We start from the raw sequence: 24,662 nt of genomic DNA, 5'->3' as shown, positions 1-24,662 counted from the left end.
GCTCGATCCGCTGCTGCTCCCCGGTGGGCGTCGCCACTACAGCACCGTCTCGAAGCCGGAGACGAACCGGGTCTGCACCCACGCGGTGGCCTCGGCCCAGAATCCGGTCAACATCAGCAGGCCGAGCAGGATCAGCAGACCACCACCGGTCCGCTGGATCACCAGGTAGTGGTCGCGCACCCAGCGCGAGGCCCGGCTGACCCAACCCAGGCCGGCCGCCATGAGCAGGAAGGGCAGACCCAGCCCGAGGGAGTATGCCGTGCCGAGCACCAGGGCCCGCCCCACCTGGTCCTGCCCGGGGATGATCGAGGTGCCCAACGTCTGGATGGCCACGAGCGCAGGCCCGGTGCAGGCGGTAAAGCCCAGCCCAAAGGCGACGCCCAGCAGGGGTGCCCCGGCCAGCCCCGCCGCCGGACGCCAGCGCACCTGCCAGCCCGCGCTCGGCTGGAGCATCATGACCAGGCCCAGCAGGACGACCACCGCGCCCGCGACCTGGAGGAGCAGCCCCTGGTGGCGGGTCAGGGCCAGCCCTACCCCCGAGATGACCACGCTCATCGCCAAGAAGACGGCGGTGAAGCCGAGCACGAAGAGCACGGCCCCGAGCATGAGGCGCCCACGGCCGGCGGGGACAGCGGTCCGAGCTCGGGTGGAGGTGGCGGTCGACGCGCCGGCCGAGGGGGATGCCGAGCCGGACGGGGCGGCGGCAGGGCCGGTGCCCCGCGTCGCGGCCGGGGTCATGCCACTGACGTAGCCCAGGAAGCCGGGCACCAGGGGCAGCACGCAGGGGGAGGCGAAGGACACCAGGCCAGCCAGCGCCGCGACGAGGCCGGCCAGGAGCAGCGGGCCGGAGAGGACCACCTCGTTCATCCGGTGGCCTCAGGGGCAGACTCGTCGGCGAGCACGTCCTCGACCAGCCCGCGCAGCGTGCTGGCGTCCACCTGCCCGTTGACGCGGGCGGCGACGCGGCCCTCGCCGTCGAGCAGCATCGTCGTGGGCCTCGAGGTGGCCAGGCCCTGCAGCTGGGACAGGGTGCGGCCGCCGTCGTCGAGGAGCGAGGGGTAGGGCACCCCGTGGCGACGCTCGAAGGCGACGGCGTTCTGGACGCTGTCGCGGTGGTTGACGCCGATGAAGGCCACCGGCTCACCGGCGTCGTCGTAGGCCTCGGAGACTGCCACCAGGTCGGGGGCCTCGGCGTCGCACGGACCGCACCAGGAGCCCCAGACGTTGATGACCACGACTTCACCGCGATGCTCCTGGGAGTCCCACGGCTCATCCTCCAGCGTGGTGCCGGACAGCTCGATGACGGTGCTGCGCTCCTCGGGGGCCAAGCGCTCGATCCGGCCGTCGCCGGCGACGTAACCCTTCTGGTCGCCCTGGCGCATCTGGTCGTTGATGCTCGTGCCGTCGTCGGAGCAGGCCGAGAGCAGCAGGAGCGCGGCCGGGGCTAACGCCAACGCTCTCTTGGCCCTGGCAGGCCCGTGCGTCTTCCGCGCGCTCATCCGGGGATCGCTTCCCGGGAGGCGCCGGTGACATCGACTGCACCGGCGAGCAGGTGGGCGGCGGGCTCGGCATACATCACCCGGACCGGGAAGGTGCCGTGGAAGAGCACGCTGGTCACCGAGGCCAAGCTGCACTCGCGGCGACGAGGGTGGTGGAACAGGCGGCGGCCCTCGAGTGAGCGTCGCAGCATCCAGACCGGCAGCTGGTGGCTGACCATGACCCCCTCGTGACCCTCGGCGTGCTCCCGGGCCTCCGACAGGGCGATCTGCATCCGTGCGGCGACCTGCCGGTAGGGCTCGCCCCACGAGGGACGCAACGGGTTGAGCAGGAGCCGCCACCGGGAACGCAGAGCGGCCGCGTTGACGACCAGCCCCTCCAGGACGTTGCGGCTCTCGATGAGGTTGTCGTCCAGGGCCACGTCCAGGCCGTGCGCAGCCGCGATCGGGGCAGCGGTTTCTTGCGCGCGCTCCAAGGGGGAGCTGGCGACGTAGACCACGTCCCGCTGCGCCAGGTGGTCGGCCGCGGCCTGGGCCATCTGGTGGCCCCGCTCGGAGAGGTGGTAGCCGGGCAGCCGGCCGTACAGGACCCTCTCGGGGTTGTGGACCTCGCCGTGGCGCACCACGTGCACTAGGGTCACCGTCGTCCCGTCGACCAGGGTCCGGCGGGTCGCGGCGCGGTCTCTTCGACTGATGTCGTCGCGCGGGTCGGCCTCACGGTCGGCAGAGGTCATGCCACGATTGTCCCACGACATCCTGGGCGCCCTCTGAGGGCACTGCGGCCCGGCAGCCGGACAGTCTGGGCGGTCAGGCGACCTCGGCCGCGCTGTCCTCGATCGCCGCGATGGCCACCTCGACCGCCTCGTCGCCGTGCGCGGCCGAGACGAACCACGCCTCGTAGCAGCTGGGCGGCAGGTGCACGCCACGGCGCAGCATCGCGTGGAAGAACCTGGCGAAGCGCTCCTGGTCCTGGGCCTGGGCGTCGGTGTAGGAGCGCACGGCGCCCTCGCGGAAGAAGACGGAGAACATCGATCCGGCCCACTGGATCCGGTGGGGTATGCCGTGGCGGGTGAAGGACTCGGTCACCGCACCCGCGAGCGCCTGGCTGACCTGGTCCAGGCGGCGGTAGGTCTGGTCCGTGCAGGCCTGCAGGGTGGCCAGGCCCGCGGCGGAGGCGACCGGGTTCCCGGACAGGGTGCCGGCCTGGTAGACCGGCCCCTCCGGCGCCAGCATCGCCATCACCTCCGCCCGCCCGCCGAAGGCCGCGGTCGGGAAGCCTCCACCCATCACCTTGCCGAAGGTGAACAAGTCAGGGGCGCCGCCCTGCGGCATACCCTCCAGGCCGAACCAGCCGGCGCGCGAGCACCGGAAGCCGGTCATCACCTCGTCGCTGATCAGCAGGGCGTCGTGCTCGAGGGTCACCCGGCGCAGGGCGTCGGTGAAGCCGGGCTCGGGCGGCACGACACCCATGTTGCCCGGTGCCGCCTCGGTGATCACCGCGGCGATCTGGTCGCCGCGCTCGGCGAAGAGCTGCTCCAGGGCCGGGACGTCGTTGTAGGGCAGCACGACCGTCTCCCCGGCCGCGCTCTGCGGCACCCCCGCGCTGTCCGGCAGCGCGAAGGTGGCCACCCCGGAGCCGGCCTGGGCCAGCAGCGCGTCGACGTGGCCGTGGTAGCACCCGGCGAACTTGACCACGACGGAGCGGCCGGTGAACCCGCGCGCCAGGCGCAGCGCGCTCATCGTCGCCTCGGTGCCGGAGTTGACCAGCCGCACCTGCTCGACCGGCTCGACGCGCGAGACGATCTCCTCGGCCAGCGCGACCTCCCGCGCCGTGGGCGTTCCGAAGGAGAAACCCTCCCCCGCGGCCTGGGTGACCGCCGCGAGCACGTCGGGGTGGGCGTGGCCCAGGATCATCGGGCCCCAGGAGCAGACGAGGTCGACGTAGCGACGCCCGTCGGCGTCCCACAGCCAGGGCCCGTGCGCGCGCTCCATGAACCGCGGCGTGCCACCGACCGACCGGAAGGCGCGGACCGGAGAGTTCACCCCGCCGGGGATAACCTGCCTGGCGCGGCCGAGCAGCTGCTCCGAGGCGGGTGCGTCCAGGGGGTATGGGGTGACCGGGCTCGTCATACCGTCCAGGGTAGGCGCGGTGCTACCCGCGCCAGGGGCCGGGGCACCTGCACCCGTGCTCGGCGGAGCGCTCAGACGGCGTCGCTGGCCTCGTCGTCGCTGCGCCGGGTGGCGACCAGGACGCGGCGCATGAGCTGTCCGTGGGCCAGCAGCTCTTCCCGGGTCAGGTGGTCCAGCAACGCGGCGCGCACGCTCTCAACGTGGATCGGGGCCAGCTCGCTGAGCCGGGCATGTCCGGCGTCTGTGAGGGCCAGCTCAACGCCCCGGCCGTCCTGCCGGCTGGGTGCCCGCTCGACCCAGCCCTGCCGCTCCAACCGGGTCGCGGTGTGGCTCACCCGACTGCGGGACTGCACGATGAGGTCGGCCAGGACCGACATCCGCATCCGGCACCCGGGTGCCTCGGAGAGCATGCTGAGCAGCTCGTACTCCCCCAGGGACACCCCGTGTTGGACGAGCGCCTCGTCCATCGCGGCGCGCAGCACGTGGCCCGAGCGCAGGATCGCCCGCCAGGCGTGCTGCTCCTGCTGGTCCAGCCAGCGGGTCATCGGCCCTGGTCCTGCAGCAGACGGGCCGCATGCACGGCGTAATAGGTCAGGACGTTCTGGGCCCCGGCCCGGCGGATCGAGGTCAGCGTCTCCAGGACCATCCGGTCCCGGTCCAACCAGCCCTGGGCGGCGGCGGCCTCGATCATCGCGTACTCCCCGCTGACCTGGTAGGCGGCGACGGGCACGTCAGCAGCCTTGGCTACGTCGGAGAGCACGTCGAGGTAGGGCAGGGCAGGCTTGACCATGACCATGTCGGCGCCCTCGGCGAGGTCGAGCCGCAGCTCACGCAGGCTCTCGGTGCGGTTGGCCGCGTCCTGCTGGTAGGTGGCCCGGTCGCCCTGCAGGGTGGACGCGACGGCCTCGCGGAACGGGCCGTAGGCGGCGGAGGCGTACTTGGCGGTGTAGGCCAGCACGGCGACGTCCTGGTGGCCGGCCCCGTCCAGGGCCTCGCGCACCACGCGGACCTGCCCGTCCATCATCCCGCTGGGCCCGACGACGTGGGTGCCGGCGTCCGCCTGGGCTACCGCCATCTGTGCATACACCTCGAGGGTGGCGTCGTTGTCGACACGTCCGTCATCGGTGAGCACCCCGCAGTGGCCGTGGTCGGTGAACTCGTCCAGGCACAGATCGCTCATCAGGACCGTGCGGTCGCCGAGTTCGTCCCGCAGTCGCCGCAGCGCGGCGTTGAGCACCCCGTCTGGGCGCAACCCGCAGGATCCGCCTGCGTCTTTGTCCTGAGGGCGAGGCACCCCGAAGACCATGATGCCGCCGACGCCGAGCGCGGCCGCCTCGCGGGCGGCCGCGACCAGGCTGTCCGGTGTGTGCTGGAGCACGCCCGGCATGGAGCCGATCGGCGCCGGCTCCTCAAGGCCGTCGCGAACGAAGACCGGAAGGATCAGCTCGGCGGGCTGGACCCGGGTCTGCGCAACCAGCCGGCGCAGGGCCGGCGTGGTGCGCAGCCGGCGGGGCCGCTCGTGCGGTCCCCGGATCACCGGCGGGACCGGGAGCGTCGCGCGGTGGCCTTCCGCTGGCTGGGCCGCACCACCGGTTCACCGGCCGCCTGGGCCGCCTCACCCAGCTGCCGGGCGTGCTCGGCCAGGGCGTCCACGAGCGCGACCGCACTGGCCTCGTCGGCCACCACGTCGACCCGCAGCCCGTGCTCCTGCGCGGTCTGCGCGGTCGCCGGGCCGATGCAGGCCACGACGGTGTTGGGGTGCGGCTTGCCGGCGATCCCGACCAGGTTGCGCACGGTCGAGGAAGAGGTGAAGCAGACGGCGTCGAAGGCACCCCCCTTGATCGCCTCCCGGACCGGGGCCGGGGGCGGCGAGGCACGCACGGTCCGGTAGGCCGTCACGTCGTCGACCTCCCAGCCCATGTCCTGCAGGCCGGCGACAAGGGTCTCGGTGGCGATGTCCGCGCGGGGGAGGAAAACCCGGTTGATCGGGTCCAGGACTTCGTCGTAGGGCGGCCAGACCTCCAGCAGGCCGCGAGCGGACTGCTCGCCGGTGGGCACCAGGTCGGGCTCCAGGCCCCACTCACGCAGGGCGTCAGCGGTGACGCCGCCAACCGCGGCCAGCTTGAGCCCGGCGAAGGCGCGGGCGTCCAGACCCAGCTGCTCGAACTTCTCCCGGATGGCCTTCACCGCGTTGACGGAGGTGAAGCCGATCCACTCGTAGCGGCCGGTGACCAGACCTTTGATGGCGCGGTCCATCTGCTGCGGGGTGCGGGGTGGTTCGACGCTGATGGTGGGCACGACGGAGGACGTGGCGCCGTAGGCCGCGACGCGGGCGGTCATCGAGCCGGACTGCTCCTTGGTGCGTGGCACCAGCACCGACCAGCCGAACAGTGGCCGGCTCTCCCACCAGGACAGCTCGGAGCGCAGCTCCACGGGGTGCCCCACAACCGCGATCGAGGCGTCGGGACAGGCTGCTGCGCCGGAGGCCAGGGCCTCGACGGTCTCACCGAGGGAGAGCACACTGGTCTGCTGGCGCACCGTGGTGCCGTGCTCAGTCAGCGCCACGGGGGTCTTCGGGTCCCGTCCGGCCTCCAGCAGGCCGACCAGGGCCTTCTGCAGCGGGTCGCCGCAGCCCATGACTACCACGGTGATCCCGTCGTCGACGGAGCGACTCCAGTCGGTGCCGGTGGCCTCGGCATCGATGAGGTGCAGGGCACCTCCCTTGCCGACGGTGCCGGCCAGCGGCATCCCGGCGTATGCCGGGACCGACCAGACGGTGGCCACCCCCGGGACGATCTCGAAGGGGATGCCGGCCTCGTGAGCGCCGCTGGCCTCCCGGGTCAGGGCCGGGTCGGCGACCGGGTCACCCTCCAGGAGCCGGACGACCAGATGGGTGGGGTCGGTGAAGCGGGTCGCGGTGCGCACGAGCAGCTTGACGCGCGCCGCATCGGTGCGCTCACGGCCGCTGTCGGTGGTGGTGAGGACGAAGTCGACGTCGTCGCGGGTCCAGGGACCCAGCTGCTCGACCATCTCGGCGTTGTCGAGCACGACGGCGTCAGCGGCCGCGAGATAGTCCCGGGCCCGGACGGTGAGCAGACCGAGGTCGCCGGGTCCGGCGCCGACGAAGGCGACGCGGGCGGCCGCCACGTGGGTAGGCAGGTGCGAGGGGTGGATGGACAGGGCTTCGGTGCTCACAGGTCTGGCTCCGGTTCGAAGGCCCCGCGGACAGCCGCCGGGCGGCTGCGGTCGGCCTCGAGGCCGGCGGGGTCGGGACGGGTCATCAACTGCTCGGTCAACAGCTGCTGGGCCACCTCGTGGCCCAGGGCGACCGGGTCGGTTCCGGTCGCCTCGTGTCGCTGCGTGAGGTCCTGCAGCGCCACGAAGACATGGAGGGACAGCGCGCCGTCGGCGGCGTCCGAGGGGTGGGGGGCCGCGCTGACCGGGGTGGCCAGGGCGGCGATCGGGGCGGTGCAGCCCGCTTCGAGGGCGGCCAGCACGGCCCGTTCGGCGGTCACGGCGGCCCGGGTGGGGGCGTGCTCGAGAGTCCGCTCCAGCAGCGCGACGAGCTCGTGGTCGGCCTCGCGGCACTCGACCGCGAGGGCAGCCTGGCCGGGCGCGGGCAGCATGACGTCCAGCTCAAGGGTGTCCGTGGCGTCCGCGAGCCGGTCCAGGCGGGCCAGACCGGCGCGGGCCAGGACCACCGCGTCGAGCTCGCCATGGCGGACCAGGTCGATCCGGGTGCCGACGTTGCCGCGGATGTCGCGGACCTGCACGTCGGGGCGAGCCAGCGCGAGCTGAGCCGCCCGGCGGGGGGACCCGGTGCCGATGACGGCGCCTGTCGGCAGCTCGGCCAGGGTGAGACCGTCGCGGGCGACGAGAACGTCCCGCGGGTCCTCCCGCTCGGGGACGGCGGCGATCGTCAGGCCAGCCTCGGGCGCGGTCGGAAGGTCCTTCAGGGAGTGCACTGCCAGGTCGACCTCCCCACGACGCAGGGCGTCGCGTAACGCCGAGGCGAAGACCCCTGTGCCACCGATCTCCTGCAGGCTGGCCCGGGAGACGTCACCCTCGGTGCGCACGTGCACCAGCTCCACCTGGTAGCCCGCGGCGCGCAGCCGCTCGGCCACCCAGTCGGACTGGCTCGTGGCCAAGGCGCTGGCGCGGGTGCCGAGGCGTAGCGGTCGCCCGGTCATCCAGCACCTCCCTGGCCGGTCGGCGGCGGCGAGGAGACCACCGCGATGTCGTGCGGGTCGAGGTCGAACAGCTCACGCAGGGCATGGGCGTAGTCGCCGACGCCGCTGGTCTCGGCCGACTGCAGCTGCCGGGCCCGCACGCTAGGTGTGTGCAGCAGCTTGTCCACGACCCGTTGGACCGTGCGTCGGACCTCGGCGCGCTCGTCATCGGGCAGGTGCGGCAGCCGCTGGTCCAGGCGGGTCATCTCGCTATCCACGACCTTGGCGGCGCTGGAGCGCAGCGCAGCCAGGGTGGGGGCGATCCGGGCGGCCCGTCGCTCGGTCAGGTAGTCGGCCACCTCGGCGGTGACCAGGTCGTTCACCGCGGCCAGCGCGTCCCGCTCCTGCGCATCCTGGGCGGTGGGCTGGATGTGCTCGGCCTCCACCTGCAACTCGGCCAGGCCCCACAGGTGCACGCCGGACAGCTGCCCCACCTCGGGGTCGATGTCACGGGGCAGGGCCAGGTCGAGGACGACCTGGGGCGCCCCGGTGCGCCCGGCGTCCAGCCGGGCCTGGGCCAGGGCCGCGGCGTCGAGCACCTGGCCCACCGCGCCGGTCGTGGTGATGAGCAGGTCCGCAGAGCCGGCCCTGGCTGCCATCTCCTCCCAGCCGGCCGCACGCACCCCGTGCCGCTCGGCGAGCCGCCGGGCGGTGGGGCCGGTCCGGTTGACCACGGTGACGTCAGTGATGCCGTCCCGGACCAGGGTGGCGACGGCAAGACCGGACATGGCCCCGGCGCCCAGCACGACAGCCCGCACCTGCGTCAGGTCGCCCAGGACTCGCCTGGCCCGCTCCAGTCCGAGCGTCACCAAGGAGCGGGACACCGCGTCGATCGAGGTCTCGGCGTGGGCCCGCTTGCCGACCCGCAGTGCCTTCTGCAGCAGCGGGTTGAGCGCCGGGCCCAGGCGGGAGTCCCGCTGTGCGGCGGCCAGCGCCGAGCGGAGCTGACCCAGGATCTGGCTCTCCCCGACCGCCATCGAGTCCAGGCCGCAGGCGAGGGTGAACAGGTGGGCCACCGCGCGCTCGTCATGGTGGACGTACAGGTGCGGCGCCAACTGGTCGTGGTCCAGCCCGCTCAGCCCGCACAGCAGCTCACCGATCTCGGTCACCGCGCCGTGGAAGGTGCTGGCCTCCACCACCACCTCGAGGCGGTTGCAGGTCGCCAGCACCATCGCCTCCTCGACGTGACCGGCGGAGTGCACCTGCCGGGCCAGCTGGTCGGCGCCCTGGGTGTCGAGCGCGACCCGCTCGAGCAGGTCGAAGGGTGCGCTGTGGTGGGAGATGCCGACGACCAGGACGCTCACGAGACCACCCCCGTCTCGGCCTCGGCGGCCGTCAGCGAACGCTGGTGCTGGTGGAAGGCCAGGATCTGCAGCTCGGTGCCGAGGTCGACGGCGCGCACGTCGACGTCCGCGGGCACGGTGAGTACCCCCGGCGCGAAGCTGAGGATGGAGCGCACCCCGAGCGCGACCAGTTGGTCGGCGACGGCCTGGGCCTGGTCCCCCGGGGTGGTGATGACGCCGACCGCGACCGGGGTGGTGAGCGGGTCGAAGTCCTCCAGGCGGCAGACCCGCATACCCTCCACCGTGGTGCCGACCACGGCTGGGTCACGGTCGGCCACGGCGACCACCCGGAAGCCGCGGGTCGCCAGACCGCCGTATGCGGCCAGCGCGCGGCCGAGGTTGCCCATCCCCACGATCACGACGGGCCAGTCCTGGGAGAGCCCCAGCTCGGCCGAGATCTGCTCCAAGAGCCGGGCGACGTCGTAGCCGACGCCGCGAACCCCGTAGGAGCCGAGGTGGGACAGGTCCTTGCGCACCTGGGCAGACCGGGCACCGGCCAGGGCAGCGAGCTCGTCGCTGGACACGGAGCGTCGGCCCTGGTCAGCGAGGGCAGAGAGCGCTTGGAGATAGCCCGGGAGTCGTCCGACGGTGGCTTCCGGCACCCCCCGTCGGGTGGACTCGGCCATCACGGCGGCACCGGCTCCTCTCATTGGACGGCGTCGACCGGGAGGGGCTTATATCAGACCCCTGCACGACGGCGACGCGGACCCCCTCACTCTATGGTCGGATCCCCTCAACCTCCAAAACGGCGGGATCGGCGGGATTCAGGGCCCCCGGCACTGCGGTCCCGGAGCGCTGCCACCTGCCCCGGCTGCACGCGGTAGTGGGCCACCTCGCGGCCGTCGACCAGCAGCACCGGCACTAGGGTCGTCCACCGCTTGTGCTGCTCAGCGGTGATCTGCCCGGCGGCCAGGGCGGCGTCCAGGTCGAGGGTGCCGGGACGGGCCTCGGGACCGAGCTCTGCCCCCACCATTGCCAGCATCTCCTCGCAGAGGTGGCAGCCGGTGCGGGTCACGACGACCACCTCGGGCGCGCGCCGCGCCTCAGGGCGCCGCCGCCGGAGCCGTTCCCACATCCACCCTCCTCCTGCTGGGCCCGGCCTACCGCCCGAGCCTGTTCCTGCCCATCCCGCCTCACCCGACCCCTCACCCGGCCTAGGCACCCGAGCACCCCGGGCACGACGATGGCGCCCGACCCGGGCGGGTGGGGCGCCATGCCTCTGCGACAGGCCGGCCGCCCAGCGGCGACCGGACCTGGGTCACTTCTTGTTGCGACGCTGGTGACGCGTCTTGCGCAGCAGTTTGCGGTGCTTCTTCTTCGCCATGCGCTTGCGGCGCTTCTTGATCACAGAGCCCATAGGCCGTCCTTCGTTCGTCGGTCGTGGTGCATGCGCTCTCGACGGGGGTCGGTGCGCACAACGGATTGGATCAGCCTAACGCGGCGGGACAGACCCGCCCAAACGCGCCCGCCCAACCGCCACGGTGCGGGGGCAGGGATCGGCTAGTGGTCACGGCCCTCAGGCGGTGCCGTGGTAGGAGTCCTGGAGGTAGTCGTGCACCGCCTGCTCCGGGACCCGGAACGAGCGGCCCACGCGCACGGCGGGAAGCTCTCCAGAGTGCACCAGTCGGTACACCGTCATCTTGGATACACGCATCACGGCGGCCACCTCGGCCACGGTCATAAACGTCATCTCGGCGAGCTGTCGCTCATCTGCCATAGGACGAATCCCGTCTCTTCATGAGCGCGGGCGTGCGAACTCGGCTTCCCCTCCGGTCGCTGCCCGACTCTCTGGTTGTCGGGCCTAACCATAGGGGCAGATGTGGTGCTTGCGAAAGTCGTTGCCCTAGAAATGTCCAGCCTGACACGCCGAACGTGACCAATGAGTTGGGTGAGACGGGGGTGTCGCGGCGTTCTAGTCGAGGTACGGATCCAGGCCCCAGCCGGGGAAGATGGCACGGCGCGTGGCCATGATCGCCGAGTCGACGGGGTCCTCGGGCTGGTAGCCGTCCTCCCAGCGGCCGTACCGGATGGGCCGGCCACCGCGGTCCCCCATCAGAGCAGGCGTCTCACGGCCGTAGACCTCCCGTACGTAGTCTCGCCAGGACTGGGGCACGGGTGCGGCCGGGTCGACCGGACGGCCGGTGACCACCCCGATGAGGTGCGCCCAGGCTCGGGGCACGACGTCGATCAGCTCATAGCCCCCGCCGCCCAGAGAGACCCAGCGCCCCTCGGCGGTGTCTTCGGCCAGGTCCGCCACCCAACCGCAGGCCACCGCCAGCGCTTCCATCGAGACGGTGAGGTGGGCCAGCGGGTCGGCGTAGTGGCAGTCGCAGCCATGCTGGCTGACGATGACCTGCGGGTTGAAGGCCCGGACCATGGTGGGGACCACCGCCTGGTAGGCGCGCAGCCAGCCCTCGTCCCCCGTGCCGGGCGGCAGCGCGATGTTGACGGCCGTGTCCTGCGCCTTGGGGCCGCCGGTGTCGCCGGGGAAGCCGGTGCCGGGGAACAACGCCCGGCCGCTCTCGTGGAGGGACACCGTCAGCACCCGGGGGTCGTTCCAGAAGACGCGCTCCACCCCGTCGCCGTGGTGGACGTCCAGGTCGAGGTAGACCACGCGCTCCGCGCCCCGGTCCAGCATCCGCTTGATCCCCACGGCGATGTCGTTGTAGACGCAGAAGCCCGCGGACGCCTCGGGCATCGCGTGGTGCATCCCGCCCGCGATATTCACCGCACGCCTGACCTGTCCCGACCACACGGCCTCGCAGGCCGCAAGGGTGCCGCCCACGCCGTAGGAGGAAGCCTCGTGCATGCCGGCGAAGGCGGGGGTGTCCTCGGTGCCCACTCCGTGCCGTCCGCGAGCCAGGCTCGGGTCGGCCGAGACTTTCTTGACCTCGGTCACGTGGTCGGGGCTGTGCACGGTGAGCAGGTCCGCGACACGGGCCGGCTCCACGGGCACCACCGTGACGTCGTCATGGTCGAGCAGACCCAGGGCGGCGGCCAACCGGTAGGTAAGGTCGAGCCGGCTGGGGTGCATGGGGTGGCCCGGCCCGAAGTCGTAGGCCGTGTAGCGCTCGTCCCACATGACCCATGAGCCGCTCATGGCCCCAACGTAGTCCACGGCCTATGCCGTGCCCACCTGCGGCCAGCACCTGCCCGCGGGAGATCCTGGCCGGGCTCAGGGGTGGGAGGTCACAGGGAGGTGGGCACCCCGGCCGCGTCGGCCAAGGGGTAGACCATCTTCATCTCCTCGGACTCGGCGTCCTCCGCGTCAACGCCGCGGATCCGCATCGGGCGGCGGTCGTCGGTGGGGCGGAAGCCGAAGCTGGAGGCGAAGGCGACCGCGCGCCCGTTGTCCGTGCCGACCCAATAGACCAGCTGCTTCAGGCCGGCCCCGCGGGCCACAACCGCGGCCTGCTCGAGCAGCCGCCGGGCCACGCCGGAGCCGCGGCGGTCCGCCTGGACCCACAGGCCGAAGAGCTCACCGATGTTGTCGGACTTGGTGCGGTGGACGCCACCCACGCTGGCCACACCGATGGCGTCACCGTTCTCCTCGGCGAGCAGCCGTTGGGAGCGCGCGAGCCGTTCCTGCCAGTCCGCATCCTCGAAGGACTCTTCCTCCTCGGCCGAGGCGACGAACGCCTCGGGAGACTCACGCAACGCCCGCAGGCGGACACTCTTGTAGGTCTCCCACTCGTCCTCGCCCAGGACGCGCACGTGAATCTCGCTCATGTTCCCTACTCTGTCATACGGGTTCCGGCGTCCCTCGCCCGGCAAGGTGAACTCTGAGGTGCTCTGCACCCTGACTCACTCGGGCCGAGGAGAAAGCTCCCGGGACCGGACCGCGGCCGCCTCCATCGCGGTGAGGAAAGCAGCCCTGACCTTGTGATCCTCGAGCGCCCGGAGCGCAGCCACGCTGGTGCCGCCGGGGCTGGAGACCTGCTCCCGGAGCACCGTGGGGTGGTGTCCCGTCTCGCGGATCATCGTGGCGGCACCATACAACGTCTGGACGACGAGCTCGGTGGCGGTGTCGCGGGGCAGCCCGAGCAGGACCCCCGCCTCGATCATCGCCTCGACCACGTAGAAGATGTAGGCCGGGCCGCTGCCGCTGATCGCGGTGACCGCGTCCTGGTGGCTCTCGTCGAGGACGATGACGCGGCCCACGTGCTCCAGCAGGGCCCTGGCCTGGGCCAGGTGCTCAGGGGTGCAGTGCCGGCCCGGGCTGAGCGCCGACATGCCCTGGTCCACCAGGGCGGGGGTGTTCGGCATCACCCGCACGACCGAGGTGCCCTCGGCCAGCCGCGCCTCCAGGAAGTCAGTGCTGATCCCCGCGGCGATCGACACGACGAGGGTCCCCGGCCGCATCCGGTCGCGGACCTGGTCGATGAGGCCACGCATGTCCTGCGGCTTGACCGCCAGCACGACGGTCTGTGCCCCGGCGACGGCCTCCTCGGCGCTGTCGTGCCGGGTGCCGTGCCCCAACGCCACCTGCGCGGCCCGCTCGGGGGACTTGTCGGCGACGATGATGTCGGAGGGTCGGTGACCGGAGCGGGCCAGTGCGGCCACCAGCGTCCCGCCCATCACCCCTGCGCCCAGGATGGCGATCGTCATACCGTGCTCACCCCCCTGCTCACCCCTGCTCACCCCCGGGTCGCCAGGCCGCGCAGGAAGAAGCTCAGGTTGGCTGGGCGCTCGGCCATCCGCCGGACCAGGTAGCCGTACCAGTCCTGGCCGTAGGGCAGGTAGACGCGCATCTGGGCCCCCGAGCCGGCCAGGCGCAGCTGCTCGTCCGGACGGATGCCCAGCAGCATCTGGAGCTCAAAACTGTCCGGGGAGCGCTGCGCCTTGGCGGCGAGCACGCTGGTGATCTCGATCAACCGCGGGTCGTGGGTGGCCACCATCGGGTAGCCCTGGCCCTGCAGCAAGACCTTCAGGCAGCGCACGTAGGCCCGGTCGACGTCGCCGGCGTCCTGGAAGGCCACGCTCTCCGGCTCCTTGTACGCGCCCTTGCACAGGCGCACCCGTGAGCCCTCATGGGCCAGGTCGCGGCAGTCCTCCTCGGTGCGGTAGAGGTAGCTCTGCAGCGCTACCCCCACCCACGGCCAGTCCTGGCGCAGCTCGCGCACCGTCGCCAGGGTCAGGTCGGTGGTGGTGTGGTCCTCCATGTCGACGGTCACGGTAGTGCCGACGTTGGCAGCGGTCTGACAGATCGAGCGGGCGTGGTACAGCGCGATGCGGTGACCGTCGCGGCCCAGGGCCTGGCCGAGCGCGGAGAGCTTAAGACTGACCTCGACGGTCCCGTCGACGGTCAGACCGGCCTCGGCCAGCGCGCCGAGCAGCTGCAGGTAGGCGTCTGTGGTGGCGGCCGCCTGCTCGGGGTCCAGGGTGTCCTCGCCCAGGTAGTCGATGGTGACCCGGCGCCGCGTCTCCACCAGCTCCCCCGCGACGCGCACGGCGTCTGGCGTCTGGTCACCGGCAACGAAGCGCTTGACCACGTCACGGCTGACCGGCGCCTGCTCGATGATCTGCCGGAGCTGGTCGTTGCGGCTCATGCCCAGCAGCGTCTGCCGGAGCACGGCCGAGGGGTTGAGATCGGCGAGGTCCATGAGGGCAAGGCTACGCCTGCGGGCGCGCGGACCCGCGCGCGAGGCTGCTCCCGGACGGCGCCTGGCCAGCGACTTTCTAGGAGGTATGCCGCCGCGCCCCGGGAAGGTCGTGCTGGCCAAGGTGCTCGCGGGCGAAGGCGAGCGACTCTGCAAGCGCCTCTTCCCGCACCGGGGAGGACATCCGCCGGGTGCCCACCTCGAGGCTGACCACGCCGGTGAACTCCTGCTCGACGAGGAACTCCAGCACCTCCTGGCAGCGCTGACGCCCCCGGCCGGGCACCAGATGCTCGTCCTTGAACGAGCCGAACGAGTCGCCGAGGTGCAGGTGACGGATCCTCGGGCCCAGGTCCCGGGCCAGCTCCAGGGCGTCAGTGCCGGCGGTCGCGGCATGGCTGATGTCCAGGGTGACGTTGGCGTAGGGGTAGGGCCGGGGGTCGGGCCCGGGTAGATAGGCCTGCATCGCCGAGGCCCCGGTGCGCCAGGGAAACATGTTCTCCACCCCGATCGGGACCCCCCAGCGCTCCTCCCGCTCGGCCACCCCCTCGACGAACCCCTCGGCATACCCGCGCTGCCACCGGAACGGGGGGTGGGCGACGACACACTGGGCGCCGACCTCGGCGGCCAGGTCCAGCGCCCGCTCGATCTTGCCCCAGGGCTCCCAGCCCCACAGCCGCTGGGCGAGCAGCAAGGTGGGTGCGTGGATTGCGCCGATCTGCAGCTCGTGCAGCTCGGCCAGCGCGTTGAGCGCGCCCGCCTCCTGGGTGACCGGGTCGGTCCAGACCATGATCTCCACACCGTCGTAGCCCAGCCGCTGGGCCAGGTCGAAGGCGTAGGCGGCGTTCTCGGGGTAGACCGAGGAGGTCGACAGGTGCACGGGGATGTGGTTCATGCCCGGTGTCCGTTCACGGAGTCGTCGCGGCCGGTGAGGGAGTCCAGGAAACGCAGGATCAGACCCTCCCGCAGGGCCCAGGGACAGACCGTGAGTGTGTCCAGCCCGAGCAGGTCCATGGACGCCTCGACGACTACCGCACCGGCGAGCAGCTGCGGGGCTCGGGCGGCCGAGACCCCGGGCAGGCTGGAGCGCTTGGCCGCCGGCATCGAGGCCAGCTTCTGGACCAGCTCGGTGAGGTCGGCCAGGGCCAGGGTCCGGGGCACATAGGGGCCTTCGGCCCGCGGTGCGGCGCCGCAGGCCCGGGCCAGGGAGCGGATCGTCTTGCTGGTGCCGACGGCCAGCTGCGGCTCGCCCACCCGGGCCAGCCGGGGCTGCACGCTGGCGATCTCGGAGCGGACCCGTTTGCGCAGCGTCTTGAGCTCACCGGCGCCGGGCGGATCCTTGATCAGCTCCCGGGTGAGCCGGCCTGCGCCCAGGGGCACCGACACGGCGACGTCGGGGTCCTCGTCCAGGCCGGCGGCCAGCTCCAGGGAGCCCCCGCCGATGTCGATGAGCAGCAGCCGGCCCGCCGACCAGCCGAACCAGCGCCGGGCCGCCAGGAAGGTCACCCGCGCCTCCGCGTCCCCCTCCAGCACGTCCAGGGCCACCCCTGAGGAGTCCTTGACCTGGGCCAGCACGTCCCCGGTGTTGCCCGCGTCACGGATCGCGCTGGTCGCGAAGCCCATCAGCTGCTTGACCCCACGCTCCTCGGCGACCTCGACGCACTCGCTGACGAACCCGGAGAGCAGCTGCGCCCCCTTGGCGGAGATGTCGCCGTCGGGGGTCATGTGCTCGGCGAGCCGCAGCACGGTGCTGTGCGAGTAGTCAGGCATCGGATGCGCACCCGGGTGGTAGGCATCCACGACCAGCAGGTGCACCGTGTTCGAACCCACGTCGATGACACCTAGGCGCATGACTGCATTATCCCCTCTACCCTTGACCCGGTGACCGAGACCCCGCTCGACACCCCCCGCGTCTGGGTCGAGCTGACGGATCCGGCCGAGCCCGCCCAGCGGTTTCGCCTGGACCTGACCTGGCTCACCTCGCGCTGGCACTGCCTGTTCGGCGAGGGTCGGTGCCCGGGCATCGACGCCGATCAGCCCGACGCCGGCTGCTGCACCCTCGGCGCCCACTTCACCGACGCCGACGACGTGGCCAGGGTGTCGGCCGTGGTCGATCAGCTGGGACCCGACGAGTGGCAGTTGCACGGGCCCGGCCAGGACGAGGGGTGGTGCGCGGAGGACGGGGAGGCCGTCACGACCCGCGTGGTGGACGGCGCCTGCGTCTTCCTCAACCGGCCCGGCTTCCCCGCCGGCGCGGGCTGCGCGCTGCACCAGCACGCAGTGGCGACGGGTGTCCCTCCGCACACGACCAAGCCGGACGTGTGCTGGCAGCTGCCGCTCAAGCGGGACTACCGCGACGTGGAGCTGCCGGACGGCACGTCCTACCTGGAGATCTCCATGGGCGAGTTCGACCGGCGCGGCTGGGGGCCCGGCGGGCACGACCTCGACTGGTATTGCACCGGCCACCCCGATGCCCACACCTCCCCTGAGCCGGTCTACCTCTCGCTGCGGGATGAGCTCGTGGAGCTCCTCGGGCCGCAGGGGTATGCGGAGCTGGTCTCCTTGTGCGAGGACCACCTCGCCGCGGTCGCCGCGCTACGGGCTGCTCCCGGCGGGCGCCGGCTGCTGGAGCTCTACGTCCACCCAGCCACCCGCGCCGCCGGCTACTGAGGACCCGGACGGAGTCCGGCAAAGACGGTCTGGCCTGGCGGCGGGTCCCCCCTACGTCCGTCCCGCTGGCGCGGTGTGCCTGCCCCGGACCGGTTGTCGGTGGCACCGCATACCCTCGGGGTCGTGGCGAGCAAGAGCGGGACCAGGCCCTCCTACCGGTGCACCGAGTGCGGGTGGACAGCCGTGAAGTGGGTGGGCCGATGCGGGGAGTGCCAGGCGTGGGGGACGCTCGCCGAGGTCGGCGCCCCCACCTCGGCGCGTACCAGCGCGGTCGCACCCGCGCGGCCGGCCGTGCCGATCGGCGAGGTCGACGCGGAGCAGGCGCAGGCCCGCTCGACCGGGGTGGATGAGTTCGACCGGGTGCTCGGCGGCGGGATCGTGCCGGGTGCGGTCGTGCTCATGGCCGGGGAGCCGGGTATCGGCAAGTCCACACTGGCCCTGGACGTCGCCGCACGGGCGGCCCGCACCGGCGAGCGGGTGCTCTACGTCTCCGGGGAGGAGTCCGCTGCCCAGGTCAAGCTGCGGGCCGAGCGGATCGGCGCGGTCGCCGACACCCTCTACCTCGCCTCCGAGACCGACCTGGCCACCGTCCTGGGTCAGATCGGGTCGGTGTCCCCCCGGCTGTTCATCATCGACTCTGTCCAGACCGTCGCCAGCGCCGACGTCGAGGGCTCCCCCGGCAACGTCAGCCAGGTCCGCGAGGTCGCCGCCGCGCTCATCCAGGCGGCCAAGTCCTCCGGCACCGCGGCGATCCTCGTCGGCCACGTCACCAAGGACGGCAACATCGCTGGCCCCAGGGTGCTTGAGCACCTGGTCGACGTCGTCGTGGGCTTCGAGGGCGAGCGGCACAGCCGGCTACGGATGGTCCGGGCGGTGAAGAACCGGTTCGGCCCCACCGACGAGGTCGGCTGCTTCGACCTGGGCGACGGCGGGATCCGGGGGCTGGCCGACGCCAGCGGCCTGTTCCTCACCAGCCGCGACCGGCCGGTGCCCGGCACCTGCGTCACCGTCACCCTGGAGGGCCGTCGCCCGCTGGTGGCCGAGGTGCAGGCCCTGGTGAGCTCCGAGGAGACCGGCTCCCCCCGGCGCACCACCAGCGGGCTGGACTCAGCCCGGCTGGCGATGGTGCTGGCCGTGCTCAGCCAGCGCGGCGGGGTGCCACTGGCCAAGCACGACTGCTACGCCTCGACCGTCGGCGGTGTCCGGCTGAGTGAGCCGGCCGTCGACCTCGCCCTCGCGCTCGCCCTGGCCAGCGCCCGGGCCGACCTGGCGCTGCCTCTCAGCACGATCGCCGTCGGCGAGGTGGGACTCTCCGGCGACCTGCGGCCGGTGACCGGCCTACCTCGACGGCTGAGTGAGGCGGCCCGGATCGGCTTCACCGAGGCCGTGGTGCCCGAAGGCTCGCTCACCGAGGGTCAGCCACCAACCGGGATGCGGATCCACGAGGTCGCCACCCTCGCCGACGCGGTCGGCGTCGTCCTGGCGGCGGCGCACGCCACCGCGACCATCGCAGGGCCGAGCACCGGGACGATGACGACAACACCCTGATCGCAGGGAGCGGGCCATAGACCGCGACGGTCCGGGCGTCGACCGGGCCGGACGCGGCCTGTGCCGAAGATCAAGAATCTGTAAAGAATCTGCCGGACGGGCCGTCCGGCCCGCCTCCCGGCCTATCATCGGGGCGCAGGGTGGGCCGCACGCCGGTCGGGCGCACCCACGGGAAGGCTGGTGACACGTGGCGCAGCGCCTCGACGACGAGATTCTGCAGACCCTGGCCGCCGTAGCGCCCGGCACCGAGCTGCGTGACGGTCTGGAACGGGTGTTGCGCGGGCGCACAGGTGCGCTTATCGTCCTCGAGGCCGACCGGTCGGTGGAGACGCTGTGCTCCGGCGGCTTCCAGCTGGACGTGGAGTTCTCCGCGCCCCGGCTGCGCGAGCTGGCCAAGATGGACGGCGCCATCCTCATCAGCAAGGACGGCCGGTTCGTCCGCGCCGGCACCCAGCTGACGCCGGACCGCAGCCTGGAGACCCAGGAGAGCGGCACCCGGCACCGCACCGCGGAGCGCACCGCGAAGCAGACGGGCGCCCCGGTGATCTGCGTCAGCCAGTCGATGTCGACGATCTCCCTCTACGTCGGGCACGCGCGGCACATCCTCGAGGACCGGATCCAGGTGATGGCCCAGGCCAACCAGGCGCTGCAAACGCTGGAGCGCTACCGCACCCGCCTCGACGAGGTCAACGCCAGCCTGTCCGCCCTGGAGATCGAGGACCTCGTCACCGTCCGCGACCTGGCCACCGCGCTGCAGCGGCTGGAGATGGTGCGGCGGATCAGCGCGGAGATCGAGCAGTACGTCATCCAGCTCGGAGTGGACGGCCGGCTCATCGGGCTGCAGCTCGACGAGCTCACCGGCGGGGTCACCCGGGAGCGGGAGCTACTGATCCGCGACTATGTCGCCGACGACGACGGCCCGCGCGCGCCCGACCAGGTGCTGGAAGGCCTGGCCAGCCTGGACGCGACCGAGCTCATCGACCTCGCCGCCGTGGCCCGCGCTCTGGGCATTCACGTCATCGGCGACGGCATGGACCACCAGCAGCTCAGCCCCCTGGGTTTCCGGCTGCTGCACCGCATCCCCCGCCTGCCCGGCGCCATCGTGGACCGCCTGGTCGCCCACTTCGGCAGCTTCCAGGCCCTGCTGTCGGCGAGCCTGGATGACCTGATGCAGGTGGAGGGCGTCGGCGAGACCCGGGCCCGGGCCGTGCGCGAGGGCCTGTCCCGGCTGGCGGAGAACTCCATCCTGGAGCGCTACTCCTGATGCCCGACCCCCGGGGGGAACTGCTCCATACCCCCCTGCTGCAGTGGTATGCCGAAGCCCGCCGCGACCTGCCCTGGCGCCACCCGGACTGCTCGCCGTGGGGGGTGCTGGTCTCCGAGGTGATGCTCCAGCAGACGCCCGTCGCCCGGGTCCTGCCCGTCTGGACGCGCTGGATGGCGCTCTGGCCCACCCCGTCCGCGCTGGGTGGCGCCTCCCCCGGGGAGGCCGTCCGGGAGTGGGCACGCCTCGGCTACCCCCGCCGGGCGCTGCGCCTGCACGCCGCGGCCACCGCTATCCGGGACGAGCACGACGGAGAGGTGCCTGCCGACGAGGGGACCCTGCGCACCCTGCCCGGCATCGGCGACTACACCGCAGCCGCTGTGGCGGCCTTCGCCTTCGGCCAGCGCGCCACGGTCGTGGACACCAACGTCCGCCGGGTGCAGGCCCGTGCGGTCACCGGCGTAGCCCTGCCCGCGCCGAGCCTGACCCGGGCCGAGGTCGAGCTGGCGTCGGCGCTGCTCCCCGGCTCCGACGGCGACGCCGCGACCTGGAACGTGGCCGTCATGGAGCTGGGCGCCCTGGTGTGCACCGCGCGCGCACCACGCTGCGGCGAGTGCCCGATCGCCTCGCGATGTGCCTGGCGGCTGGCCGGATACCCGCCCTATGCGGGCCCACCGCGTCGCGGCCAAGCCTGGGAGGGCACGGACCGGCAGTGCCGCGGCCGCATCGTGCAGGCGTTGCGCGAAAGCAGTGGCCCGGTGGCCGGTGCCGAACTTCGGGCCCGGTGGCCGGACGCCGCCCAGCAGGAGCGCTGCATCGACGCCTTGGTGCACGAGGGTCTGGTCGAGCCTCTGGACGGCGAGCGTTTCCAGCTGCCCTCCTGAGCGACGCGCTCAGGCGCGCCCGGCGGCGACCCGCTTGCGGGCCTGGGAGACCTTCCCGGCGAGATCGCGGCGAGCCTTCTGGACCCGGGGCACCAGGCGCTGGAGCACAGCATACAGGGCCTTGTTGTGCACGATGTCGACCTCGCCGATGAACTCGGTGGCGCCGCCGTCACCCTTGCAGAAGGCCCGCTTGAACAGGTAGAGCCCGTCGGAGCTGTCCAGGGTGAAGACGCCGCCCATGTCGTAGGACTCCGCGCCAGTGGACAGCCCCCACGCCATCAGCTCGTGGTTCATCACCTGGTTTGCGCTGAGGTTGCGCTTGACGTCGGTGGAGCCGGCGTAGAGGTAGTAGAGCTTGCCCCAGTAGTCGATGGTGACCGAGGCCGCCAGCACGTCGTCCTCGTGCCGTGCATGGGTGATCCGCATTCGCTCGCCGAAGGCTTCCCGCATGCGGTGGAAGTAGGGCAGGCCACGGGCGGTGATCTCGTTGCGGCGGGCCATAAAGGTGTAGATCTCGTGGAAGGTGTCCAGGCCCTCCGGGGTGTCCACCACCTCGGTGCGCACGCCCTTCTTGCGGCCGGTGCGGACGCGGTTGCGCGCCTTGCCGTCGTACTTGGCGAGCAGCTCGTCCTCGGTCAGCGGCTCGCCGGCCTCGTCCTGCAGTCGGACGATCATGCAGTAGCGCGGCTGGACCAGGTCGTCCTTGCCTGCGCCGACGTTCTTGACGACCCAGCCGGGCTGGGCGCGCAGCCAGCGGTCCAGCTCCTCGCTGAAGCCCACCTCGGGGTCGAACTTGGTCATGATCGCCCGGTGCCTACGGGCCAGCGGCTCGGCCTCGGCCAGGACCCGGCGCACCAGATCTTTGTCGTCCCAGTCCACGAGGGGCCCTCGCGGCGCGTAGAGCACCGAGAAGCCGCCGGGCAGCCGGCGCACCAGCAGGGTCATCGCCGCGACGATCCGCCCGTCGTCCTCGACGTAGACCGCCTCCTGCCCCCAGTCGTCCTTGACGATCCCCCACCGGGGGTCCTGGCTCACCGCCCGCAGCGGATGGGAGCGGACGAAGTCGGCATACCGCTCGACGGCGGCGGTGTCGGTGAGGTCGAGGACGGGCACCGGTCCAACCTATCCCCGCGACCGGCGGGTCACCGCGCGTGGTCGCCGACGACCGTCACTGCGCGGCGGGCCATCTCCTCGGTGACGAACGGCGCGGTGGGCAGGTTGAGGATCCGGCTGCTGACGTCCTCGGCGACCGGGCAGGTGGCCGGGTCGTAGGCGAACGGCGCGGGGTCGGTCGGCCCAGGGAAGAGCAGGGGGCGGTACCACAGGCCCGGCACCAGGCCCGCCTTCTGGAGGGCGGTGAAGCAGGCCTGCGCCTGCGCAACGGAGGGCAGGAGTATGGGGTAGCGCACGAGGGTGCGCTCCGGCGCGTCGAGCGCCGCGGGCCGGGTGACCTCTGCGACCTCGGCCAGTCCCTCCCGGTAGATGCCCGCGATCCGTCGCCGGTGCCGCTGGGAGGCCGCCAGCCCTGGGAGCTCGCGACCTACGGCGGTGAGGGCGGACCCGGTGAGCCGGCTCGGTGTCCCCGCGATGTGTCCGTCCCGCTCGGAGGCCATGATGACCTCTTCGACCAGACCGGTCCGGGCGGCGAGGGCGACTGCCTTGGCACCGGGCGCGCCCAGCTTGCGGGCCACGCGGCGGACCTGCGGGGAGATGACGTCGGCAACCCGCTGCCGTCGCCCGGCATCGTCCAGACCGCGCAGGACCGCCACGAGCGGAGCGTGCCAGGGGCGGTCGGCCGTGTCCGGGCTGACCCAGACCGCGGCGCCGGTGCGGGTGGGCAGCATTTTCTCCAGGCCGAAGCTGTGGATGGACACATCGGCTACCGGCGCCCCGTCGGAGCCCCGGGCGATCTCGCCCAGGCAGTGCGCGGAGTCCTCCATGAGCAGCACCCCGTCGGGCAGCAGCGCGCGCAGCGCCTCCATGGGGGCCGCGGCGCCGAAGGTGTGCTGGCCCACGACCACGCGCGTCTGCTTCGTGACCGCCTCGGCGGCCCGGGTCGGGTCGAGGGCCAGGGTGTCGGCGTCGATGTCGGCGTAGGTGGGCCGGTGCCCGGCCGAGATGGCCGGAGCCACCGCGGTCAGGCAGGTCAGCGGCTGGCCCAGCACCTCACCGGCCGGTTGCTGGGCCATCGCCAGCATCATCGCGTGCCGGCCCTTGGAGACCAGGTGCCAGTCGGCGGGGTCGGTGCCGGAAAGGCCCGCCAGCTGCACGCGGACGTCGGCGGAGAGTTGTTCGGTCTTGGCGGAGCTCACCGGGCCAGTCTAGAGAGGTGTCCCATGACCGCCCTGACCTCACCACGCGGGCCTACTCCTGCGCAGCGGCCCCGGACACGCTGCTGACCCGTCAGTCGTTCTGGTAACGCTTGGTGCGATAGGTCTCCAGCAGGTAGAGCGCAGAGCGGCGCAGCGGCCGGTAGACGAACTCCCGAGCCCGGATGTACTCCACCTTGTAGCCGCCGAAGCCGCGCTTGAACTCGGAGTAGCCGTGCCGCGGGTGCTCGGGGCGCCGGTTCTCCTCGGAGACGATGCCCCAGAAGTTGTAGCGGGTCACCTCGGGCCGGTGCTGCGCCAACCAGGCCATCGTCTCCAGGTGCAGCAGGTAGCTCGGCGCGAGCTTGCGGAAGTCCTCCTCAGCCGAGCTGGCACCGTGCAGGAAGCTGGCCTCCTGGCCGTAGATGGCCATCAGCGACGCCGCCCCGACCCGTCCGTCCTTCTCGGCCAGGAACACCTTCTGGTGCCCGGCCGGCGCCATGTGCGCGAACTGGGTCCGGTAGTGCTCGTCGTCGTGCTTGCCGATGCCGCCCTTGCGCGCGTCCAGCTCGCGCAGCATGGCGATCAGCGTCTCCAGGTCCTGGGGGTCGTCGCTGGCCCGGACAGTGACGCCGGCCTTGCGGGACTTGTTGAACAGCCGACGGGTGTTGCTCCTCAGCCCACGCTCCTTGAGCCACTCCAGCTGCGCCTCGGGGGTGGGCTGCACCTCGGCGACCCAGCACCGCTCGACCTGGGTGAAGATCGCGGCCCGCTTGCCGCCGGCGGCGTCGAGGGCCGCCTCGGCCGGCGCTCCCTGGAGCACGTTCGGGTCGACCCGCAGGAAGGCGGCACTCTCCCGGCCGCGGAAGTGGTCGCGCAGGACCCCGTAGGCCGCCGCCACCCGCTGTGGGTCGGAGTGGTCCATCGCCAGGCCGCGGGGGGCGTACCAGAACACCACCCCGTGGTCATCGTGCAGCCCGACCTGCGCGACGGCGACCAGCTCTGCGTCGTGCTCGAGCGCCACCCGCTCCAGACGAGCGGTCCGCTCGCCCATGACCTCGCCCCACTCCCAGGAGTGGTAGAAGGTCAGCTGCTCGCACGGCCCGAGCGAGGCCACAAAGTCCTCGTAGCGGCCGCGGTCGTCCGGTCCGATGTGGTGCACGTGCCAGGTCACGGTCCCCGAGTCTAGGCC

At 72.4% G+C, this 24,662-nt stretch carries 26 protein-coding genes; 4 read left to right on the top strand and 22 right to left on the bottom strand.

Features of this window, described 5'->3' with window-relative positions:
- Nucleotides 1–36: 36 nt before the first annotated feature.
- The 19 genes from FY030_RS01960 to FY030_RS01870 form a co-directional block, all read right to left on the bottom strand.
- Nucleotides 37–867 carry a cytochrome c biogenesis CcdA family protein gene (locus tag FY030_RS01960; protein ID WP_158060051.1) on the bottom strand — a complete coding sequence of 277 codons (831 nt, stop codon included), beginning with the start codon at nucleotides 865–867 and terminating at the stop codon, nucleotides 37–39.
- A complete protein-coding gene (locus tag FY030_RS01955) occupies nucleotides 864–1,499 on the bottom strand; it encodes a TlpA family protein disulfide reductase (protein WP_158060050.1) in 636 nt (211 codons plus the stop codon). The genes FY030_RS01960 and FY030_RS01955 overlap by 4 nt, the downstream gene beginning before the upstream one ends.
- Complete coding sequence (locus FY030_RS01950; RefSeq protein ID WP_158060049.1) at nucleotides 1,496–2,230, bottom strand: histidine phosphatase family protein; 735 nt, start codon at nucleotides 2,228–2,230, stop codon at nucleotides 1,496–1,498. The genes FY030_RS01955 and FY030_RS01950 overlap by 4 nt, the downstream gene beginning before the upstream one ends.
- 73 nt (nucleotides 2,231–2,303) lie before the next feature.
- Nucleotides 2,304–3,626 carry a glutamate-1-semialdehyde 2,1-aminomutase gene (hemL, locus tag FY030_RS01945; RefSeq protein ID WP_158060048.1) on the bottom strand — a complete coding sequence of 441 codons (1,323 nt, stop codon included), beginning with the start codon at nucleotides 3,624–3,626 and terminating at the stop codon, nucleotides 2,304–2,306.
- A gap of 71 nt (nucleotides 3,627–3,697) precedes the next feature.
- Complete coding sequence (locus FY030_RS01940) at nucleotides 3,698–4,171, bottom strand: MarR family winged helix-turn-helix transcriptional regulator (RefSeq protein ID WP_158060047.1); 474 nt, start codon at nucleotides 4,169–4,171, stop codon at nucleotides 3,698–3,700.
- The gene (hemB, locus tag FY030_RS01935; RefSeq protein ID WP_158062580.1) at nucleotides 4,168–5,160 is read right to left on the bottom strand and encodes a porphobilinogen synthase; all 993 of its coding nucleotides are present in this window, start codon (nucleotides 5,158–5,160) and stop codon (nucleotides 4,168–4,170) included. Before hemB ends, FY030_RS01940 begins: the two co-directional genes overlap by 4 nt.
- Nucleotides 5,160–6,821 carry a bifunctional uroporphyrinogen-III C-methyltransferase/uroporphyrinogen-III synthase gene (locus FY030_RS01930; RefSeq protein WP_158060046.1) on the bottom strand — a complete coding sequence of 554 codons (1,662 nt, stop codon included), beginning with the start codon at nucleotides 6,819–6,821 and terminating at the stop codon, nucleotides 5,160–5,162. Before FY030_RS01930 ends, hemB begins: the two co-directional genes overlap by 1 nt.
- Nucleotides 6,818–7,816, bottom strand: a complete 999-nt coding sequence (gene hemC, locus FY030_RS01925; protein WP_158060045.1) for a hydroxymethylbilane synthase — start codon at nucleotides 7,814–7,816, stop codon at nucleotides 6,818–6,820. The genes FY030_RS01930 and hemC overlap by 4 nt, the downstream gene beginning before the upstream one ends.
- Nucleotides 7,813–9,159 carry a glutamyl-tRNA reductase gene (locus FY030_RS01920; RefSeq protein WP_158060044.1) on the bottom strand — a complete coding sequence of 449 codons (1,347 nt, stop codon included), beginning with the start codon at nucleotides 9,157–9,159 and terminating at the stop codon, nucleotides 7,813–7,815. The genes hemC and FY030_RS01920 overlap by 4 nt, the downstream gene beginning before the upstream one ends.
- Nucleotides 9,156–9,824: a redox-sensing transcriptional repressor Rex gene (locus FY030_RS01915; RefSeq protein WP_158060043.1), complete on the bottom strand. Its 669-nt coding sequence runs from the start codon at nucleotides 9,822–9,824 to the stop codon at nucleotides 9,156–9,158. The genes FY030_RS01920 and FY030_RS01915 overlap by 4 nt, the downstream gene beginning before the upstream one ends.
- Before the next feature lie 107 nt (nucleotides 9,825–9,931).
- Nucleotides 9,932–10,273: a glutaredoxin family protein gene (locus FY030_RS01910; RefSeq protein WP_158060042.1), complete on the bottom strand. Its 342-nt coding sequence runs from the start codon at nucleotides 10,271–10,273 to the stop codon at nucleotides 9,932–9,934.
- A gap of 183 nt (nucleotides 10,274–10,456) precedes the next feature.
- A complete protein-coding gene (locus FY030_RS01905) occupies nucleotides 10,457–10,555 on the bottom strand; it encodes a 30S ribosomal protein bS22 (protein ID WP_003792170.1) in 99 nt (32 codons plus the stop codon).
- Nucleotides 10,556–10,714: 159 nt separating this feature from the next.
- A complete protein-coding gene (locus FY030_RS01900) occupies nucleotides 10,715–10,915 on the bottom strand; it encodes a helix-turn-helix domain-containing protein (protein ID WP_131103537.1) in 201 nt (66 codons plus the stop codon).
- A 195-nt stretch (nucleotides 10,916–11,110) separates the two neighbouring features.
- Nucleotides 11,111–12,298, bottom strand: coding sequence for an acetoin utilization protein AcuC (locus FY030_RS01895; protein ID WP_158060041.1), 1,188 nt, complete (start codon nucleotides 12,296–12,298; stop codon nucleotides 11,111–11,113).
- A gap of 89 nt (nucleotides 12,299–12,387) precedes the next feature.
- Nucleotides 12,388–12,927: a GNAT family N-acetyltransferase gene (locus FY030_RS01890; RefSeq protein ID WP_158060040.1), complete on the bottom strand. Its 540-nt coding sequence runs from the start codon at nucleotides 12,925–12,927 to the stop codon at nucleotides 12,388–12,390.
- Between the two features lie 75 nt (nucleotides 12,928–13,002).
- The gene (gene proC / locus FY030_RS01885; protein WP_158060039.1) at nucleotides 13,003–13,806 is read right to left on the bottom strand and encodes a pyrroline-5-carboxylate reductase; all 804 of its coding nucleotides are present in this window, start codon (nucleotides 13,804–13,806) and stop codon (nucleotides 13,003–13,005) included.
- 29 nt (nucleotides 13,807–13,835) lie between these two features.
- Nucleotides 13,836–14,801 (bottom strand): proline dehydrogenase family protein, encoded by a 966-nt coding sequence (locus FY030_RS01880; protein WP_192498676.1) that lies wholly within the window; start codon nucleotides 14,799–14,801, stop codon nucleotides 13,836–13,838.
- 76 nt (nucleotides 14,802–14,877) lie between these two features.
- Nucleotides 14,878–15,690, bottom strand: coding sequence for a sugar phosphate isomerase/epimerase family protein (locus FY030_RS01875; RefSeq protein ID WP_158060038.1), 813 nt, complete (start codon nucleotides 15,688–15,690; stop codon nucleotides 14,878–14,880).
- Nucleotides 15,687–16,646, bottom strand: a complete 960-nt coding sequence (locus FY030_RS01870) for a Ppx/GppA family phosphatase (RefSeq protein ID WP_158060037.1) — start codon at nucleotides 16,644–16,646, stop codon at nucleotides 15,687–15,689. The genes FY030_RS01875 and FY030_RS01870 overlap by 4 nt, the downstream gene beginning before the upstream one ends.
- 30 nt (nucleotides 16,647–16,676) lie before the next feature.
- Here FY030_RS01870 and FY030_RS01865 point away from each other — a divergent pair, with 30 nt between their 5' ends.
- The 4 genes from FY030_RS01865 to FY030_RS01850 all read left to right on the top strand — a co-directional run bounded on the left by FY030_RS01865 (nucleotide 16,677) and on the right by FY030_RS01850 (nucleotide 21,161).
- Nucleotides 16,677–17,465 (top strand): DUF3109 family protein, encoded by a 789-nt coding sequence (locus FY030_RS01865; protein WP_158060036.1) that lies wholly within the window; start codon nucleotides 16,677–16,679, stop codon nucleotides 17,463–17,465.
- 123 nt (nucleotides 17,466–17,588) lie between these two features.
- Entirely contained in the window at nucleotides 17,589–19,013 is a 1,425-nt protein-coding gene (radA, locus tag FY030_RS01860; RefSeq protein ID WP_158060035.1) for a DNA repair protein RadA, read from the top strand.
- 187 nt (nucleotides 19,014–19,200) lie between these two features.
- Nucleotides 19,201–20,277: a DNA integrity scanning diadenylate cyclase DisA gene (gene disA / locus FY030_RS01855; RefSeq protein WP_158060034.1), complete on the top strand. Its 1,077-nt coding sequence runs from the start codon at nucleotides 19,201–19,203 to the stop codon at nucleotides 20,275–20,277.
- Nucleotides 20,277–21,161, top strand: coding sequence for an HhH-GPD family protein (locus tag FY030_RS01850; protein WP_158060033.1), 885 nt, complete (start codon nucleotides 20,277–20,279; stop codon nucleotides 21,159–21,161). The genes disA and FY030_RS01850 overlap by 1 nt, the downstream gene beginning before the upstream one ends.
- A 9-nt stretch (nucleotides 21,162–21,170) precedes the next feature.
- On the opposite strand, the gene FY030_RS01845 is transcribed toward FY030_RS01850, so the two are convergent.
- The 3 genes from FY030_RS01845 to FY030_RS01835 all read right to left on the bottom strand — a co-directional run bounded on the left by FY030_RS01845 (nucleotide 21,171) and on the right by FY030_RS01835 (nucleotide 24,644).
- Complete coding sequence (locus FY030_RS01845) at nucleotides 21,171–22,274, bottom strand: lipid II:glycine glycyltransferase FemX (protein ID WP_158060032.1); 1,104 nt, start codon at nucleotides 22,272–22,274, stop codon at nucleotides 21,171–21,173.
- Between the two features lie 29 nt (nucleotides 22,275–22,303).
- Nucleotides 22,304–23,473, bottom strand: coding sequence for a DegT/DnrJ/EryC1/StrS family aminotransferase (locus FY030_RS01840; protein ID WP_158060031.1), 1,170 nt, complete (start codon nucleotides 23,471–23,473; stop codon nucleotides 22,304–22,306).
- A gap of 91 nt (nucleotides 23,474–23,564) precedes the next feature.
- A complete protein-coding gene (locus tag FY030_RS01835; protein ID WP_158060030.1) occupies nucleotides 23,565–24,644 on the bottom strand; it encodes a lipid II:glycine glycyltransferase FemX in 1,080 nt (359 codons plus the stop codon).
- Nucleotides 24,645–24,662 lie beyond the last annotated feature (18 nt).

The sequence above is a fragment of the Ornithinimicrobium pratense genome (assembly GCF_008843165.1).
GTDB classification, from domain to species: domain Bacteria; phylum Actinomycetota; class Actinomycetes; order Actinomycetales; family Dermatophilaceae; genus Ornithinicoccus; species Ornithinicoccus pratensis.
Note: the sequence above shows the minus strand (reverse complement) of the source record. Positions and strands in the feature narration are given on the sequence as shown.

Coding starts and splice junctions, on each gene's coding strand:
- FY030_RS01870 (WP_158060037.1), bottom strand. CDS start 16,646: ATGCGCCTAGGTGTCATCGACGTGGGTTCGAACACGGTGCACCTGCTG.
- FY030_RS01880 (WP_192498676.1), bottom strand. CDS start 14,801: ATGGACCTCGCCGATCTCAACCCCTCGGCCGTGCTCCGGCAGACGCTG.
- FY030_RS01960 (WP_158060051.1), bottom strand. CDS start 867: ATGAACGAGGTGGTCCTCTCCGGCCCGCTGCTCCTGGCCGGCCTCGTC.
- FY030_RS01890 (WP_158060040.1), bottom strand. CDS start 12,927: ATGAGCGAGATTCACGTGCGCGTCCTGGGCGAGGACGAGTGGGAGACC.
- FY030_RS01850 (WP_158060033.1), top strand. CDS start 20,277: ATGCCCGACCCCCGGGGGGAACTGCTCCATACCCCCCTGCTGCAGTGG.
- hemL (WP_158060048.1), bottom strand. CDS start 3,626: ATGACGAGCCCGGTCACCCCATACCCCCTGGACGCACCCGCCTCGGAG.
- FY030_RS01910 (WP_158060042.1), bottom strand. CDS start 10,273: ATGTGGGAACGGCTCCGGCGGCGGCGCCCTGAGGCGCGGCGCGCGCCC.
- proC (WP_158060039.1), bottom strand. CDS start 13,806: ATGACGATCGCCATCCTGGGCGCAGGGGTGATGGGCGGGACGCTGGTG.
- FY030_RS01875 (WP_158060038.1), bottom strand. CDS start 15,690: ATGAACCACATCCCCGTGCACCTGTCGACCTCCTCGGTCTACCCCGAG.
- FY030_RS01895 (WP_158060041.1), bottom strand. CDS start 12,298: ATGAGCGGCTCATGGGTCATGTGGGACGAGCGCTACACGGCCTACGAC.
- FY030_RS01905 (WP_003792170.1), bottom strand. CDS start 10,555: ATGGGCTCTGTGATCAAGAAGCGCCGCAAGCGCATGGCGAAGAAGAAG.
- FY030_RS01955 (WP_158060050.1), bottom strand. CDS start 1,499: ATGAGCGCGCGGAAGACGCACGGGCCTGCCAGGGCCAAGAGAGCGTTG.
- FY030_RS01950 (WP_158060049.1), bottom strand. CDS start 2,230: ATGACCTCTGCCGACCGTGAGGCCGACCCGCGCGACGACATCAGTCGA.
- FY030_RS01900 (WP_131103537.1), bottom strand. CDS start 10,915: ATGGCAGATGAGCGACAGCTCGCCGAGATGACGTTTATGACCGTGGCC.
- FY030_RS01940 (WP_158060047.1), bottom strand. CDS start 4,171: ATGACCCGCTGGCTGGACCAGCAGGAGCAGCACGCCTGGCGGGCGATC.
- hemC (WP_158060045.1), bottom strand. CDS start 7,816: ATGACCGGGCGACCGCTACGCCTCGGCACCCGCGCCAGCGCCTTGGCC.
- FY030_RS01915 (WP_158060043.1), bottom strand. CDS start 9,824: ATGGCCGAGTCCACCCGACGGGGGGTGCCGGAAGCCACCGTCGGACGA.